Source organism: Brevibacterium sp. HMSC07C04 (assembly GCF_001815905.1).
Lineage (GTDB): Bacteria > Actinomycetota > Actinomycetes > Actinomycetales > Brevibacteriaceae > Brevibacterium.
This window is the reverse complement of record NZ_KV823254.1, coordinates 1-13,636: the sequence shown is the minus strand read 5'-3', so window position 1 is coordinate 13,636 and position 13,636 is coordinate 1. Positions and strand designations below refer to the sequence as shown.

Below are 13,636 nucleotides of genomic sequence, written 5' to 3'. Positions count from 1 at the left end.
CGCCGTTTCACGGCGCGGATTGCGGTTCTGCGGCCGCCGAGGCGGAGTTCGGCTCCCCGGAAGCTCTCGTGTCAGTGCCCTGGTCTAGATTGTAGAAAACTCAGGAGGAACTCATGCAGCTTATGCGGATTGGTCAGCCCGGGCAGGAAACCCCGGTTGTCACGGACGGCGAACGCTTCTTTGATGCAAGCTCTGCGGTCACCGAATTCGGCGGGGACTTCGGTCCGCACTTCTGGGCGGAGGGGTTGCCTAAGCTCCAGTCGCTTGTAGAACTGGGTCAGCTGCCGTCGTTTGATGCAGACGGCAAGCGAATCGGCGCACCGGTCGCCTCCCCGCAGGCTGTTGTGTGCATTGGCCTGAACTACACCGACCACGCGGCAGAAGCTGGCCAGCCGATTCCCTCCAACCTGGTCACGTTCCTCAAGCACCCCAACACGATCGTCGGGCCGAATGATCCGGTCGGCATTCTGCCGGGTTCTGAGAAGACCGACTGGGAAGTCGAATTCGCTTTTGTCATGGGCAAGCGCGTCCACGCACTGAATTCCCCGGAAGAGGGCTTGCAGGCGATTGCTGGCTTCACTTTGGCAAACGATGTCTCTGAACGCGCTTTCCAGAACCTCACACCACAGTGGGGCCTGGGCAAGAACATCCCCGGTTCCACCCCGCTGGGTCCGAAGGTCGTGACCGCTGATTCCATCGACCCGAACAATGTTGGTCTGCGCACCCTGGTCAACGGCGAAGTGCGTCAGGACGGCAACACCTCGAAGATGATCTTCGATGTGGGCACCATTGTGTACAGACTGTCGCAGTACATGACGCTCGAACCGGGCGACATCGTGTCAACCGGCCCGCCCGCCGGTGTGGCAATGGCCGGAACCCACCCGTTTCTGACCGCCGGTGATGTCGTGGAGCTCGAAGGTGACGGACTGGGCTCTCAGCGTCAAGAGTTCTTCCAGCGCGAAGGCTGACGCTCTGTGCGCTCACCGCGCAGGTGGGCTTGTGCAGCGCTGGTCACACTGCTCACACTGAGCGGCTGTGCCCCGCTGCCGGAAGCCTCACCCGGCAAAACACCTGTCCCAAACACCAGCCCTACGGCATCCGAAACGGAACCCGAAGGGCAAAGCGCTCCTCCCACCGCACCCCTGCAGAAACCGCAGGCCAAGAAGCAGCCGGGCGACGGTTCGGATGTCGGGCCCAGCAGCCCGGGCGCCCAACAGTCACTGGCGGCACTGAAAAAGCTGCCCGTCAAAGGCAAAGCACCGGCCACCGGCTATGGGCGGGTCGAAAAGTTCGGCAAAGCGTGGACGGACACCGATTTCAACAGATGCCGCACCCGCGACGACATTCTGACCAGGGACCTGGTCAACATCACCCGCGATGGCCGCTGCAAGGTCACATCGGGCACGCTTGTCGATGCCTATACGGGTAAGCGGATCGACTTCAAACACGGGCAGACCACCAGCCAGAAAGTGCAGATCGACCATATTGTTGCGCTGCACAATGCGTGGATCACCGGCGCACAGCAGATTTCACAAGAACAGCGCATCGAGTTCGCCAACGACCCGTTGAACCTCATTGCAGTCGACGGGGCGACGAACTCCGCGAAGGGCAACAAGGACGCCGCTTCGTGGCTGCCGCCGAATAAGTCATACAGGTGCACGTATGTGGGTCTGCAGATTCGGGTGAAGGAAAAGTACTCACTGTGGGTCACAGAACCTGAACGAGCAGCCATGGAGCGAGTGCTCAGCAAGTGCTGAGACGGCGAGAGCCGGAGGTGTGAACGCGTGTGTCGTTGTTGAATGCTCGCGGTGTCCTGCGGCGCTACGCTGGCCGTATGCATCCCTATGACAGCATCACTCGCAAGCAGATCGAAGAGCGCGGCAGCCGGAAGTGGACGGAGTACCCCGGGGCGATCGGCGCGTGGATTGCGGAAATGGACTTCGGCATTGCGCCGGTCATCCGCGAAGCGCTCAAAGTCATCGACGAAGACCAGCTGTACGGCTACACCCCTCCCGCTCTGCTGAAGGGACTGGGTGAGGCAACCGCGGAGTTCTACGCTTCGCGCTACGGGTGGGAATTCTCCGCTGAAAACGTGTTCCCCGTGTCCGATGTTCTGCTGGGCATGGGCGGTTTTCTCGACATTCTTGTTCCCCGCGGGGCCAAACTCGTTGTGCCCACCCCGGCGTACATGCCGTTCCTCACAATCCCCGGTGCGTTCTTCCGCGAACATGTCGAAGTGCCCCAGAAGATTGTTGACGAACCGTCCCCTGAACTGCTTCCCGGTTCGTCTGATGGGCAGCCGGTTCCTGGCCCGCTTGCTGGGCGGCACTGGGAAATGGACTTCGATGCGATCGATGCGGCACTGTCGACAGCGGGACCGGATGGCGGCCCCGGTGGTGTGCTGGTGCTGTGCAACCCCCACAACCCCACGGGGCGGGTGTTCACTAGGGCCGAACTTGAGCGAATCACCCAGATCGTCGAAAAGAACGGTGCGCTGGTCTTCTCGGATGAGATCCATGCGCCGTTGACGTACAGCGGTTTCCAGCACATTCCCTACGCGTCGACTTCGGAAGCTGCCGCACGGCACACGCTGACTGCCACATCGCACACCAAGTCGTTCAATACTCCGGGTCTGAAGTGCGCGCAGCTGATCTTCACGAACGAGGATCACATTGCCGCATGGAAGAAGCACGGAACGCAGTTCTCGGGGTCGGCGGCAACTCCGGGTGTCATTGCGGGCATCACCGCCTACCGCGAAGGTGGGGAATGGTTGGCCGACACTCTTGGCTACCTGGAGCAGACACGGGATTTCATTGCAGAGTTCGCCGCTGCTGAACTGCCAGAACTGGGCTACATCAAGCCGCAGGGCACATACCTGTCATTCTTTGATGCGACCTCGCTGATCCCTCGCCTGCCTGACGGTGTGAGCCCTCAGCAGTTCTTCGTAGAAGAGGCTCGGGTTGCCATGAACGACGGCGCCACCACTGGCCGTGCAGGCCGGGGCTGGGTGCGCTTCAACATGGGAACGCCGCGGCCGATTGTGCAGGAGGCACTCGAATCTATGGCCGCAGCACTGCGGAAGCTGTAACGATCGCGGGATACCGTATCCCACAGCACATTTAGTGCATCTTCATGAAACTTACAGTAGTCTGTACGCTTGTAAGCGGTAACAGGTTACGTTGACAGGAATCGCCTGCTACTTGTTGCCATGAGTTAAACACGCCCCTCAGCTGCTCGGCGAATCACATAAGTCCCAGCATCTGAGGGGTTCGTCACCTCAGAAAGATAAACGTATGAAAACAAAGAAGCGCAGCCTTGGCGGCCTGCTCTTAACATTGTTTCTGACGGCGTCATACCTGGTTGGAGGCGCCGCCCCGGCTAATGCGGACGACCTCACCTACCCTGGCGCTATTTCGGAAGTCAACGTCACCTTCAACAACAAAGAAGGCGGCAAGGCCCAGGTCGATGACGAAGTCAAGGTCACGGCCAAGTGGAACGTTCCCAACGGAGCAAAAGCTGGCGAAACCTTCGGCATGACCCTGCCCAAGGAGTTCTCCAACTACGCCAACGGCGAATTTGCGGTTCCGGACACAAAAACCGGCGAAACTGTTGCTGAGTGCAAAGTCACGAACGACCCTGCACCGACTGTTACCTGCACCTTGACTGACTTTGTCAACGGCAAGGAAGACGTCGGCGGCGAACTGTGGTTCCTCGCAACCCTGGACGAAACAACCGACAAGAACACGGTCGACTTCACCATCGACGGCAAAGCTGTCCCGGTCCCGGTTCCGGGTGACGGCGGCATCGGTCCCGTTGGTCCTGGCCACGCATCCAATGACCCGCTCAAGTACAGCGCTCGCACAAAGCTTGGCAGCGACCTGATTGCTTGGGGCATTCAGTTCCCCAACACCATCGCTGAAGACGGCACCGTCACGGTCACCGATGCGCTCGTCGATGACACTGAATTCGAACGCCACAAGGTCAACGACTTTGACGTTGAAGTTGAGTACCGCAACGTCGACGCCGATGGCAACTTCGTCGAAGGTGAAGACTGGACATCCGTTGACCCAGCTGACTTCGAGACTGACGTTAAAGAAGGGGATAAGGACTTCACCGTGACGGTGAAGAACGTTCCTACCGATAAGCGCGTTCAGTACCGCGTCCTCTACTGGACGAAGATGGACGGCAAGGCATTCGAAGGCGACGTCTACAAGAACACCGCCAAGGTCAACGGAAAAGACGTCGACGCCGAGTACGAGTACACCGCAATCGGCGGTGGCACCGGTTCCGGTAAGGAATACACCCGCTTCTCGATCGCAAAGTCGGTTGAGGGCGACGGTGCAGACCAGGTCCCGGCTGACACCAAGTACACCGTGAAGTACACCGCTGGCGACGAAGAAGACACTCTCGAACTCAAAGCTGGTGAAGAAAACCGCGTCAACTCGAAGCGCTACAAGATCGGCACCGAGTTCAAGATCACGGAAGTCAACCTTCCGGAAATTGACGGCATCAACTGGGGCGACTACGAAATCACCGGCGACGGTGTTTCGAAGAACGACGACGGATCCTTCAGCGTGACTCCCGAGACGAATGAGCCGGTCAAGCTCAACCTCGTCAACAAGGCTGAGAAGCCGGAGCCCACGCCGGAACCGACTCCGGAGCCTTCAGAAGAGCCGACTCCGGAACCCTCCGACGAGCCTTCGGAAACACCCTCTGAAGAGCCCACGCCGGAACCCTCCGACGAGCCTTCGGAAACGCCTTCCGAAGAACCGACTCCGGAGCCCTCGGATGAACCTTCGGAAACACCCTCTGAAGAGCCCACGCCGGAACCCTCCGACGAGCCTTCGGAAACGCCTTCCGAAGAACCGTCTGAGGAGCCCTCGGATGAACCTTCGGAAGAGCCCACGCCTGGTGCTTCTGAAGAGCCCTCCGAAGAACCTTCGGAAACCCCGGCTCCGGGTGGTTCGGACACTCCGAACACACCTGAAACCGAAACCAACAACCCCGCGCTTCCGCGCACCGGTGCCAACATCGGCGTAGCTCTCGGCGCAGCCGTGCTGCTGATCGCTGCTGGTGCCGCAACCCTGATCATTTCCCGCAAGCGCATGCAGAAGTGATAAGGGCATGAGCTGACAGGCTCAACCCATAAGAAGTGCCCTCGCTGGTCAAACCGACCAGCGAGGGCACTTCTTTGTTATCGAAGGGCTTTCGGCCCGAAATCAGCTGCGCGCCCCAAAAACGCTGGAACCGACGCGCACGATTGTGGCGCCTTCTGCAATAGCAAGTTCGAAATCAGCGGACATGCCCATCGACAGTTCACTGGCATCCGCCGGCAGCACACCCCGCGCACGGAAGTCTTCTGACAGCTGTCGAAGCTCTGCGTAGGACGGCCGAATCTCGTCAGCTGTCGTGCCGGGCAGTCCAATGGTCATCAGCCCCCGAATCCGCAGTCGCTCCAGACCGCGCACTTCTTCAATGAGCTTTTCGGCCTCATCCGGGGCGACACCGAACTTGCTGTCTTCGCGCGAAGTGTTGACTTGAATGAAGACATCCAGGCTGCTGCGCTCCAGCAGTTCCAGGCGGTTGTCAATCCGCTGGGCCAAACGCATATTGTCAAGCGATTCAATGCACGCACACGATTCAACGGCCAGCGTGTGATTGACCTTATTGCGCTGCAGCGGCCCAATGAGGTGCGCCACCGGGTTCAGATCGGCCAGCCCCTCTTCTTTTGCAGTGAGCTCCTGCTGTCGATTCTCGCCGATCAGCCGGTATCCGTGTTCAATCGCAGCCCGAATCTTCGCAACCGGCTGTGTTTTCACTGCCAGAAGCACTTTGACTGCATCGGCATCAGCTTCTGGATCACCGCCGCCGTATTCGCGCCCTGCCGCTGCTGCAGCAGCTGAGGCACGCTCGGCAACATCGTCCAGTCGTGCGCGAATCTCATCGCGCTCAGAATCAGTCAGAACCAACTCGTCAGCATTCTCCACGGGCACTCCTTGAATAGACAGACAAATCCGCTCTAAGGGTAGCCGGGCCCGCCACAGCGCAGCTGGTCAACGGTCGACCCTGCCCCGCTGCACCCAGGACCGCTCACTTCCCCACAGACAAAGAGGTGGAGGTCGGCACAGTGCCGACCTCCACCTCGGGAGTGGGTCAGGTGAGAGCCCGTCAGCTCCAGTTCTTCGGAAGGCCCTCAGCGTCGGGGTCGACGTTGCGGATGAGAGCCATGGTGTCGGCCAGCTCCCAGCCTTCGTCAATGAGTTTGTCGAGCTTGTCCGCGACAAGCTGTGCGGCATCCAGTGGAACGCCCTGGGTTTCCCCACCGGCGAGCGCCAGGCCGAGGTCCTTGCGCATGAGCGAAACCGCGAAACCGGGCTTGAAGCCGTTGTTGGCAGCAGCGGTGTCGACTACACCGGGGACCGGGTACCAGGTGCGCAGCGGCCAGGAATCCCCGGATGAGACCTTGGCGATGTTGAGGAAGGTTTCGGGCGACAGACCAAAGCGGTCGGCGAGTACGGCACCTTCGACAACACCCTGGGAGCTGATGGCCAGCATCATGTTGTTGACAATCTTGGCGGCCTGACCGGCGGCATCGCCACCGGCGTGGAAGATGTTTCCGGCCATGGGCTCGATGTACTTCTTGGCTGCTTCGAAGTCTGCGTCTTCTGCGCCGACCATGAAGGTCAGGGTGCCTGCGGCCGCACCTGTCACACCGCCGGATACGGGTGCGTCGAGGAATACGTAGCCGGCTTCGCGGGCCGCGCTGTGGAGATCTCGGGCGGTGTCGAAGTCAATGGTGGACGAATCCACGAGGATCGTGTCCTTTGCCGCAACTTCGAGCACACCGCCTTCCGTGAGGTACACCGAGCGGGCGTGTTCGCCCTTGGGAAGCATGGTGAAGACGATTTCTGCGTCCTTCACGGCCTCTTCAATTGACTTCGCCGGAGTGATGCCGTCTTCTGCTGCCGCGGTGACTGCGGCTTCGACAACGTCGAATCCCTGAACAGTGTGGCCTGCCTTGACGAGGTTTGCGGCCATGGGCCGTCCCATGTTGCCCAGACCTACCCAACCGATGATTGCCATCATGCCTCCTTGCAAATGGTGAGTACACACTCCTGAAATTCATGATCAGCATAGCGCCGAGAATTGCGCAGATCACACTGTTCGGCTCGGTTTTCGGACGGCACTTGCGCACCGTGGGAGTGCGTCAGCGCACATGCCGCTCAGTAGACTGGCGCTATGAACGTCTCCCGTCCCCCGGTGTCGCCAGATGATCTGCTGGCCCTGCTGGCGGTTTCTCGCCTGGGCAAGTACACGGCGGCCGCAGCGAGCATGGGAGTTACGCACACAACCGTGTCGCGGCGCATTGCGAACCTCGAAAGGGCGGTTGGCGAAACCCTTCTGACCGCCACCCCGGACGGGTGGGAACTGAGTGCGGCTGGCCGCAGGCTCATGCCGGGGGCCGAAATGATCGAGAAGGCTCTCGGCTCAATACAGGTCGATTCACCGGACACATCGATGTACGGCAATGTGCGCATTGCCTGTCCCGAGGCTTTTGCCATGTTCTATGCGGTCGATGCACTCGCCCAGCTGCAGGCAGAACACAAGCGCCTCAACATTGAAATGACCACTTCCACGCAGCGAGCCCGCCAGCACCGGTCGGGTTTCGATGTTGAGATCGTGGTGGAGAAACCGGATGTTTCCAATGCCACGGTGCACCACCTGCGGCCCTATGAGCTGGGCTTCTTCGCCGCGGACAGCTACTTGGCGGCAGCACAGGCACCGCAGACCACGGAGGATCTGCGGGCGCACCGGCTGATCTACTACGCCGAGCACTCACTGGGCGTAGCCAGCCTGGAAAGCGCGTGGAACGTCCTGCCGGAACCAGCCGGGCACTTCTATTCGAACTCGGCACTGGCTCATGTTCAGTCATGCCGCCGAGGCGTTGGGGTAGCTCTTCTGCCCACCTTCGCCGGTGAAGGCCTCACCAGGGTGATCCCCGACTTTTCGCTGCCGGTGCACTACTGGGCTGTTGTCAGGCCCGAAGCACTGCGACGGACCGCCGTGCAGGCTGTTGTGCGCGCCCTCAGAGTGCCGGATAGCAGCTGAGCCTGGGTTGGAGCCCATGGAGGGTTTTTCAGGGCTGGGCCCCGCCCTTTCAGGGCTGGGGCTTCAGTCTGGGGGCTTTGTCAGACCTCACGCGGCAGACCATCCTCCGTCAATCGAATGTGCCGATCCCGTGATGACCCCAGCGGCATCAGAGGCCAGGAAGACGGCCAGCTGTGCCACCTCGTCGGCTTCGGGCAGACGAGGCACAGCCGAATGTCCAAGGAAAACCTCTTCAAGCGCGTCAATGTGTTGGATTCCGGCGTTGTTGACCAGAATGTCGAAGTTCAGATTGAGGGCATCGAGCGCTTCAGTGTCGGCCAGATCCACCTGCCAGTGCTTGCCGCCGATCTTTTCCGCAATGTCCTTCGCGGCATCGCCGTTGATGTCGGCAACCGTAACGGTCGCGCCTTCGGCGGCAAAGGCTTCCGCGATCGCCTGGCCCAAGCCGGACGCTCCCCCGGTCACAAGGGCTCTTCGTCCATTCAGTCGAGCTTCTGCCATCGTGTACTCCTCCTGCTTTCGGGGTTCGGTTCGCGCCGAGCGGCGCCCGCACAGTGCGGGCCCGGCTGGGCCCGCAGCCCACGGTACTCGCCCGGCAGCCACACCGGGCATACCCCGGATATGCCAACCGGCGCCTCGTCACCCGGGAACCGAGTACCGGGTTTGTTTTCCGCAGAACGAGGCGCCGGTCGGCTGTGCCCGATTGTGCAACTTGGTCAGCGCTTGACTCCGAAGCGCTCGGCGTCGGCACGGTCGATGTCCGCGAAGTCAATGCCGCGGGTCTCTTTGGTGAACGCCAGTGCAATGAGCGAAATGACCGCGGCGATTGCGGCGTAGATGGCGATTGGAACAGCTGACTTGAACGTGTCCAGCAGGAACACGGCGATGATCGGTGCGAAGGACCCGGCGACGATAGCCGTGACCTGATAGCCGAACGAAACACCCGAGTTGCGCATGCGGGTGGGGAACATTTCGGACATGATCGCCGGCTGTGGGGCGTACATGAGGGCGTGGAACACCAGGCCCGCGAGCATCGCGATAAAGATGTTGAACGGGTCGGCCGTCGAGTACAGGGGGTAGGCGAAGAAACCCCAGGAGGCCGACAGCAGAATCCCCACCATATAGGGCGGTTTGCGGCCCACAATGTCGGTGACCTTGCCGACCAGTGGCACCAGGCAGGCGTGGATGGCGTGTGCGCCCAACAGAAGGCCGAGGATGTCGCTGGACTTGATGTCCACTTCAACCGACAGGTACGTGATCGTGAAGGTCACAACCAGGTAATAGTGGATGTTTTCGATCAAACGCAGACCCATAGCGCAGAAAATGCCGCGCGGGTACTTCTTCAGAACCGAGAAAACACCGTAGTCAGCTGCGCCTTCGTCGATGGCGTCCTTGGTTTCGTGGAAGATCGGTGCATCTGAGACCTGCGTGCGGATGTACCAGCCGATGAGCACAATGACGGCCGACAGCCAGAATGCGATCCTCCAGCCCCACGACATGAAGTGTGCTTCATCGAGCGTGGTCGAGAGCACCCACAGGACAGCGGTGGCGAGCAGATTGCCCAACGGCACACCGGCCTGGGGCCAAGAGGCCCAGAAACCGCGAGATTCCTTGGGCGAATGCTCTGCGACCAGGAGCACAGCGCCACCCCATTCGCCGCCGACGGCGAAGCCCTGCACAAAGCGCAGGAACACCAGCAAGAGGGGTGCGAGGATGCCGATCGTCTGATAGGTGGGCAGACAGCCCATGAGGAAGGTCGACACGCCCACCAGGATGATCGACAGCTGCAGCAGCTTCTTACGGCCGAGCTTGTCGCCGTAGTGGCCGAACACGATACCGCCGACGGGACGGGCGATAAAGCCCACCGCGTAGGTGACGAACGCCGCCAGAATCGGGGTGAGCGGGTTGTCCGACGGTGGGAACAGAATGTGGTTGAACACCAAGGTTGCGGCTGAACCGTAGAGGAAGAATTCATACCACTCGACGACCGTTCCGGCCATCGAAGCGGCGACGACCTTCTGCAGGCTGCGACGTTCCTGTACGTCCTGTGACATATCGGCTCCTTTGCCTCATGTTGCATTCGCCACGCTGCGTGTGGCTGTCGCTCACGCATTTGTGGGATGACTCACTATATGCCTGAGGCGGAGCATTGGACGGCCAGGAATCGCAATGAGGCGCTGAAAGAATGCGCACTCTCCCTGTGCCAGGACGCACAGAGGGCGGTGAGTATTACCTGCTCACCCGGGGCAAAGGCAGCCCGCCGACCCACATGGGCGATGGTGAGCCGTGGCGAGCACTGTTCGCGACTGAGCCGGGCGGCGCCTCGTGTGATGAGTCCGGCGCTCAGCGCTTGCGGCTGAGCGAGGCCAGGTATTCGTTGTATGCGCGCAGTTCGGCGTCGCCGGAGCGGGCTTCGGCGCGGTCTTTGCGTTTGGCTTCACGGTCGGAGGCTTTCGACCATTGGACCGCCGCAATGAACGCCAGAATAAGTGTGGGGAATTCGCCGATGCCCCAGGCGATTCCGCCGCCCAGCTGTTGGTCGTCCAGCGCGCTGATCCACGTTTGGCCCATGTTGCCGTACCAGTCCGGTTCGATGAGCACTTCAGTGGTCATGATTGAAATGCCGAAGAACGCGTGGAAGGTCATGGTCACAAGGAGCACCACGAACCGCACCGCGTGGGGGAAGCGCTTGACACCCGGGTCCACGCCGATCATGGCCTGTGCGAACAAGTAGCCCGCTGCCAGGAAGTGGATGAGCATGAGTTCGTGGCCCAGGTGGTACTTCAGCGCGTACCACATGATCCCGCTGTAGTAGAAGACGATGAGTGATCCGGCGAAGTTGATCGAAGCGACGATCGGGTGGGCCCAGAAGCGAATGTACTTCGAGTGCACCAGAATGAGAATCCATTCGCGCACCCCGCGTGAACCGTCCTGGCGCGGGTGAATGGCGCGCATGAGCAACGTGATGGGCGCCCCCACCACCATGGGGATGGGCACGAGCATGACGATCAGCATGTGCTGAATCATGTGGCCGGAGAACAGGGTGCGACCATAGACCATCGGGCCGCCGCACGTGACGTAGATGAGCATGGCCATGCCGCCCACCCACGAAATGGTGCGCCACAGCGGCCAGTGTCCGCCGCGCTTCTTCAGTTCGCGGTAGCCCATGATGTACAGAACCGAGGCACCTATGCCGACAACCACCCACAGTGGGTCAAAGCGCCACTGGAGGAAGTAGTTGTACCACAGCGGTTCCGGCGGAAGGAGCTCGCCGGACAGGATTTCCGAGGGGGTGGGCTCGGCGCGAAGTTCCTGTGGGACCGGCGGCTGTGAACTGGCCAGCACAATGCCAATAGCCACAACAGCACCGAAAATGGCGATCTCGGCAAGAACCAGACGCCAGAATTCGGCAGCCGCGCGCATGCTCGAACCAAGGCGGTCAATGATGCGTTCGCGGTGCCAGAAGCCGATCAGGCCGAGGATGACGGTGAGCACCGCCTTGATGATGACCAACTGCCCGTAGGGAGTCATCCAGTCATCGAAGGTTTTGACGCGCAGGGTTGCGTTGACAAAGCCCGAGTAGGCCATGATGACGATCGAAAACAGTGCGATCGTCGAATAGCGCTTGATGATTTCGCCGAGATCTGGGCGGGCCGTGAGTGTGGGCGAAATAAGCGCGAGGACTAAGAGCCCGCCGACCCAGGCCATGACCGCCACCAAGTGCAGGCCCAGGCTGTTGACGGCTTCAATGTGCCCTTTGGCTTCTGCCGCATGCCCCATGAGCGCTTGCGGCAGCAAGATGAGCACCGTCAGAAGCGCCGACCAGCCAATGCCCGCGAAGCTGCGGGTGGCAAAGAGCACCATTGACATGATGATCGCGGAGATCACAACGAGCGACCACAGTCGCCCCGAATCAATTTGGGTGATGTAGGCGCCCAGCTGGGCGGAGAATTCGGCCTGTGTTGCGTTTGTCGCCGCCGTTCCCGCGGTGTTGACATAGCGCAGGATCAGCGTGGCAACTGAGGACAGGACGAGGACAACCGAGCCGATCTGCGCTGCCACCAGCGCCGCAGCCCACGATGGGTCGAGGTCCGCGTCGCCATCTGCTTTGCGGTCAGCCGAGCTTGAAGCCTCGTGCTCAGCCTCAGCGGCGGCGGTTGTCGCTTCATCGACTGCCAGGCTGAAGGCCGCTGTGGATGACGCAGAAGTCTCAGAATCAGGGCTCGCACCGGAAGAGCGGTTTGCGGCGGCGGCTTTTTTCCGCGCCTGCTGTTTGGCTTTCTTTTCTGCCCGCCGGGCCCCTGCCCCGCGACGGCGCCGTGGTTTGGAGCGCGGCAGAACGAGCATCATAAGGATGATGGCGCCGATGACGACAACAGAAGCTGCTTGGAAGAAGAATTCGGCGATGGGCAGGCCAATGCGACCAAGCGGACCGGAATCGCCGACGAGCAGAGGGTTCGTAGCGCCGGTGAAGATCAGCGCCCAAGCGCCGAACGCAGCGCCGATGACCGTGAAGAGCGGAATAGCCAAGCGGCGTGCGAGCACAGCTGCTGATGAAGCTCGCTTGGAGTCCGCAGAACCAGAGGAACGATCATTGGAGCGCATGCATTTAGGGTACTAAGCGCCACTGACACGGCAGTTGGGACATCGCGTTTTGCTGACGTGGACGCAGAAAGTGGACGCACAAAGCTGCGGGCACTGAAAAGCCGCAGCGCCAGGACCCTGGTCGCTGCGGCTGATCTGCGCGGCTGCAGAAGAATCAGTCGCACATATCAGGCGAGGCTTTCAAGCTTCTTCTTGACGTCGCCGATGCTCGGATTGGTCTGGGTGGTGCCGTCCGCATAGAGAAGAGTAGGCACGGTCTGGTTGCCGTCATTGGCGGCTTCGACGACCTGAACACCGTTTTCGATCTCTTCGATGTTCACTTCGCGGAACTCAATGCCCTGCTGCTTCAGCTGAGGCATCAGACGCTTGCAGTAGCCGCACCACGATGTGGTGAACATGGTCACTGCGCCGGCTTCAGGAAGGAAAGGTTCGGTGATGTCGGACATGAACACTCCTTACGCAGAGTCTCGTGGTGTCTTGCTGAACTGGGAACGAAAGGTGAGGGAGCCTTATTCCCTCACCTTCCACCTCGAGCCCCGAAAGCGACCGAGGTGGAGGTCGGCTCACCGCCAGCCGACCGGCTGGGGATCAGCGGCCGAATAGGCGAGCGAAGACTCCGCCCGAACCCGCTTGCCCTTTTTCTGCGTCCGAGTGTTTGCCGTCGCACCACTGCGAGGCCGGCACCTGCTTTTTGACATCGGCCACGTGCTGACCGCATCCAGCCCACGTGGTTTTGCTGCACACCCGGCAGGTGACTGGTCGGCACATAGCAGAACTCCTTATCTGAGAGCCGCCTACGAAACCGGCAGCTGAGCTACTGCCCATTGTCCTTATCTAAGGGCCCGTGTGCTTGCAGGGCGCACTCCCACAGCTCGTTCTGTGAAGCGTCCTGGGTTTAGTTCCGCTTCTATTACGCCCCTGT

12 protein-coding genes are annotated in these 13,636 nt (G+C 60.8%); 5 read left to right on the top strand and 7 right to left on the bottom strand.

Features of this window, described 5'->3' with window-relative positions; all coding sequences use genetic code 11:
* The first annotated feature begins 113 nt into the window (after positions 1–113).
* The 4 genes from HMPREF3162_RS04870 (at position 114) to HMPREF3162_RS04855 (ending at position 5,117) form a co-directional block, all read left to right on the top strand.
* Complete coding sequence (locus tag HMPREF3162_RS04870; RefSeq protein WP_083318911.1) at positions 114–968, top strand: fumarylacetoacetate hydrolase family protein; 855 nt, start codon at positions 114–116, stop codon at positions 966–968.
* A gap of 6 nt (positions 969–974) precedes the next feature.
* Positions 975–1,757 carry an HNH endonuclease family protein gene (locus HMPREF3162_RS04865; protein WP_070777089.1) on the top strand — a complete coding sequence of 261 codons (783 nt, stop codon included), beginning with the start codon at positions 975–977 and terminating at the stop codon, positions 1,755–1,757.
* Between the two features lie 77 nt (positions 1,758–1,834).
* Entirely contained in the window at positions 1,835–3,088 is a 1,254-nt protein-coding gene (locus HMPREF3162_RS04860) for a MalY/PatB family protein (protein ID WP_070777088.1), read from the top strand.
* A 205-nt stretch (positions 3,089–3,293) separates the two neighbouring features.
* Entirely contained in the window at positions 3,294–5,117 is a 1,824-nt protein-coding gene (locus tag HMPREF3162_RS04855; RefSeq protein ID WP_070777087.1) for an Ig-like domain-containing protein, read from the top strand.
* A gap of 102 nt (positions 5,118–5,219) precedes the next feature.
* Here HMPREF3162_RS04855 and HMPREF3162_RS04850 read toward each other — a convergent pair whose 3' ends face one another.
* Together HMPREF3162_RS04850 and mmsB are read right to left on the bottom strand one after the other, a co-directional pair.
* Positions 5,220–5,987 carry a YggS family pyridoxal phosphate-dependent enzyme gene (locus HMPREF3162_RS04850; RefSeq protein ID WP_070777086.1) on the bottom strand — a complete coding sequence of 256 codons (768 nt, stop codon included), beginning with the start codon at positions 5,985–5,987 and terminating at the stop codon, positions 5,220–5,222.
* Between the two features lie 181 nt (positions 5,988–6,168).
* Positions 6,169–7,083 (bottom strand): 3-hydroxyisobutyrate dehydrogenase, encoded by a 915-nt coding sequence (gene mmsB, locus HMPREF3162_RS04845; protein ID WP_070777110.1) that lies wholly within the window; start codon positions 7,081–7,083, stop codon positions 6,169–6,171.
* A 156-nt stretch (positions 7,084–7,239) separates the two neighbouring features.
* Here mmsB and HMPREF3162_RS04840 point away from each other — a divergent pair, with 156 nt between their 5' ends.
* A complete protein-coding gene (locus HMPREF3162_RS04840) occupies positions 7,240–8,109 on the top strand; it encodes a LysR family transcriptional regulator (RefSeq protein WP_070777085.1) in 870 nt (289 codons plus the stop codon).
* 87 nt (positions 8,110–8,196) lie between these two features.
* On the opposite strand, the gene HMPREF3162_RS04835 is transcribed toward HMPREF3162_RS04840, so the two are convergent.
* The 5 genes from HMPREF3162_RS04835 to HMPREF3162_RS12000 form a co-directional block, all read right to left on the bottom strand.
* Positions 8,197–8,610 (bottom strand): SDR family oxidoreductase, encoded by a 414-nt coding sequence (locus tag HMPREF3162_RS04835; protein WP_070777084.1) that lies wholly within the window; start codon positions 8,608–8,610, stop codon positions 8,197–8,199.
* A gap of 215 nt (positions 8,611–8,825) precedes the next feature.
* Positions 8,826–10,163: an MFS transporter gene (locus tag HMPREF3162_RS04830; protein WP_070777083.1), complete on the bottom strand. Its 1,338-nt coding sequence runs from the start codon at positions 10,161–10,163 to the stop codon at positions 8,826–8,828.
* Between the two features lie 289 nt (positions 10,164–10,452).
* Positions 10,453–12,714: a bifunctional copper resistance protein CopD/cytochrome c oxidase assembly protein gene (locus HMPREF3162_RS04825; protein WP_256278298.1), complete on the bottom strand. Its 2,262-nt coding sequence runs from the start codon at positions 12,712–12,714 to the stop codon at positions 10,453–10,455.
* 167 nt (positions 12,715–12,881) lie between these two features.
* Positions 12,882–13,160: a mycoredoxin gene (locus tag HMPREF3162_RS04820; RefSeq protein WP_070575404.1), complete on the bottom strand. Its 279-nt coding sequence runs from the start codon at positions 13,158–13,160 to the stop codon at positions 12,882–12,884.
* Between the two features lie 142 nt (positions 13,161–13,302).
* Positions 13,303–13,482, bottom strand: coding sequence for a hypothetical protein (locus HMPREF3162_RS12000; protein ID WP_070424784.1), 180 nt, complete (start codon positions 13,480–13,482; stop codon positions 13,303–13,305).
* Positions 13,483–13,636 lie beyond the last annotated feature (154 nt).

Excerpts from the sequence above, each read along its gene's own strand:
- HMPREF3162_RS04870 (WP_083318911.1), top strand. The coding sequence starts at position 114 with ATGCAGCTTATGCGGATTGGTCAGCCCGGGCAGGAAACCCCGGTTGTC.
- HMPREF3162_RS04860 (WP_070777088.1), top strand. The coding sequence starts at position 1,835 with ATGCATCCCTATGACAGCATCACTCGCAAGCAGATCGAAGAGCGCGGC.
- HMPREF3162_RS04855 (WP_070777087.1), top strand. The coding sequence starts at position 3,294 with ATGAAAACAAAGAAGCGCAGCCTTGGCGGCCTGCTCTTAACATTGTTT.
- mmsB (WP_070777110.1), bottom strand. The coding sequence starts at position 7,083 with ATGGCAATCATCGGTTGGGTAGGTCTGGGCAACATGGGACGGCCCATG.
- HMPREF3162_RS04840 (WP_070777085.1), top strand. The coding sequence starts at position 7,240 with ATGAACGTCTCCCGTCCCCCGGTGTCGCCAGATGATCTGCTGGCCCTG.
- HMPREF3162_RS04835 (WP_070777084.1), bottom strand. The coding sequence starts at position 8,610 with ATGGCAGAAGCTCGACTGAATGGACGAAGAGCCCTTGTGACCGGGGGA.
- HMPREF3162_RS04830 (WP_070777083.1), bottom strand. The coding sequence starts at position 10,163 with ATGTCACAGGACGTACAGGAACGTCGCAGCCTGCAGAAGGTCGTCGCC.
- HMPREF3162_RS04825 (WP_256278298.1), bottom strand. The coding sequence starts at position 12,714 with ATGCGCTCCAATGATCGTTCCTCTGGTTCTGCGGACTCCAAGCGAGCT.
- HMPREF3162_RS04820 (WP_070575404.1), bottom strand. The coding sequence starts at position 13,160 with ATGTCCGACATCACCGAACCTTTCCTTCCTGAAGCCGGCGCAGTGACC.
- HMPREF3162_RS12000 (WP_070424784.1), bottom strand. The coding sequence starts at position 13,482 with ATGTGCCGACCAGTCACCTGCCGGGTGTGCAGCAAAACCACGTGGGCT.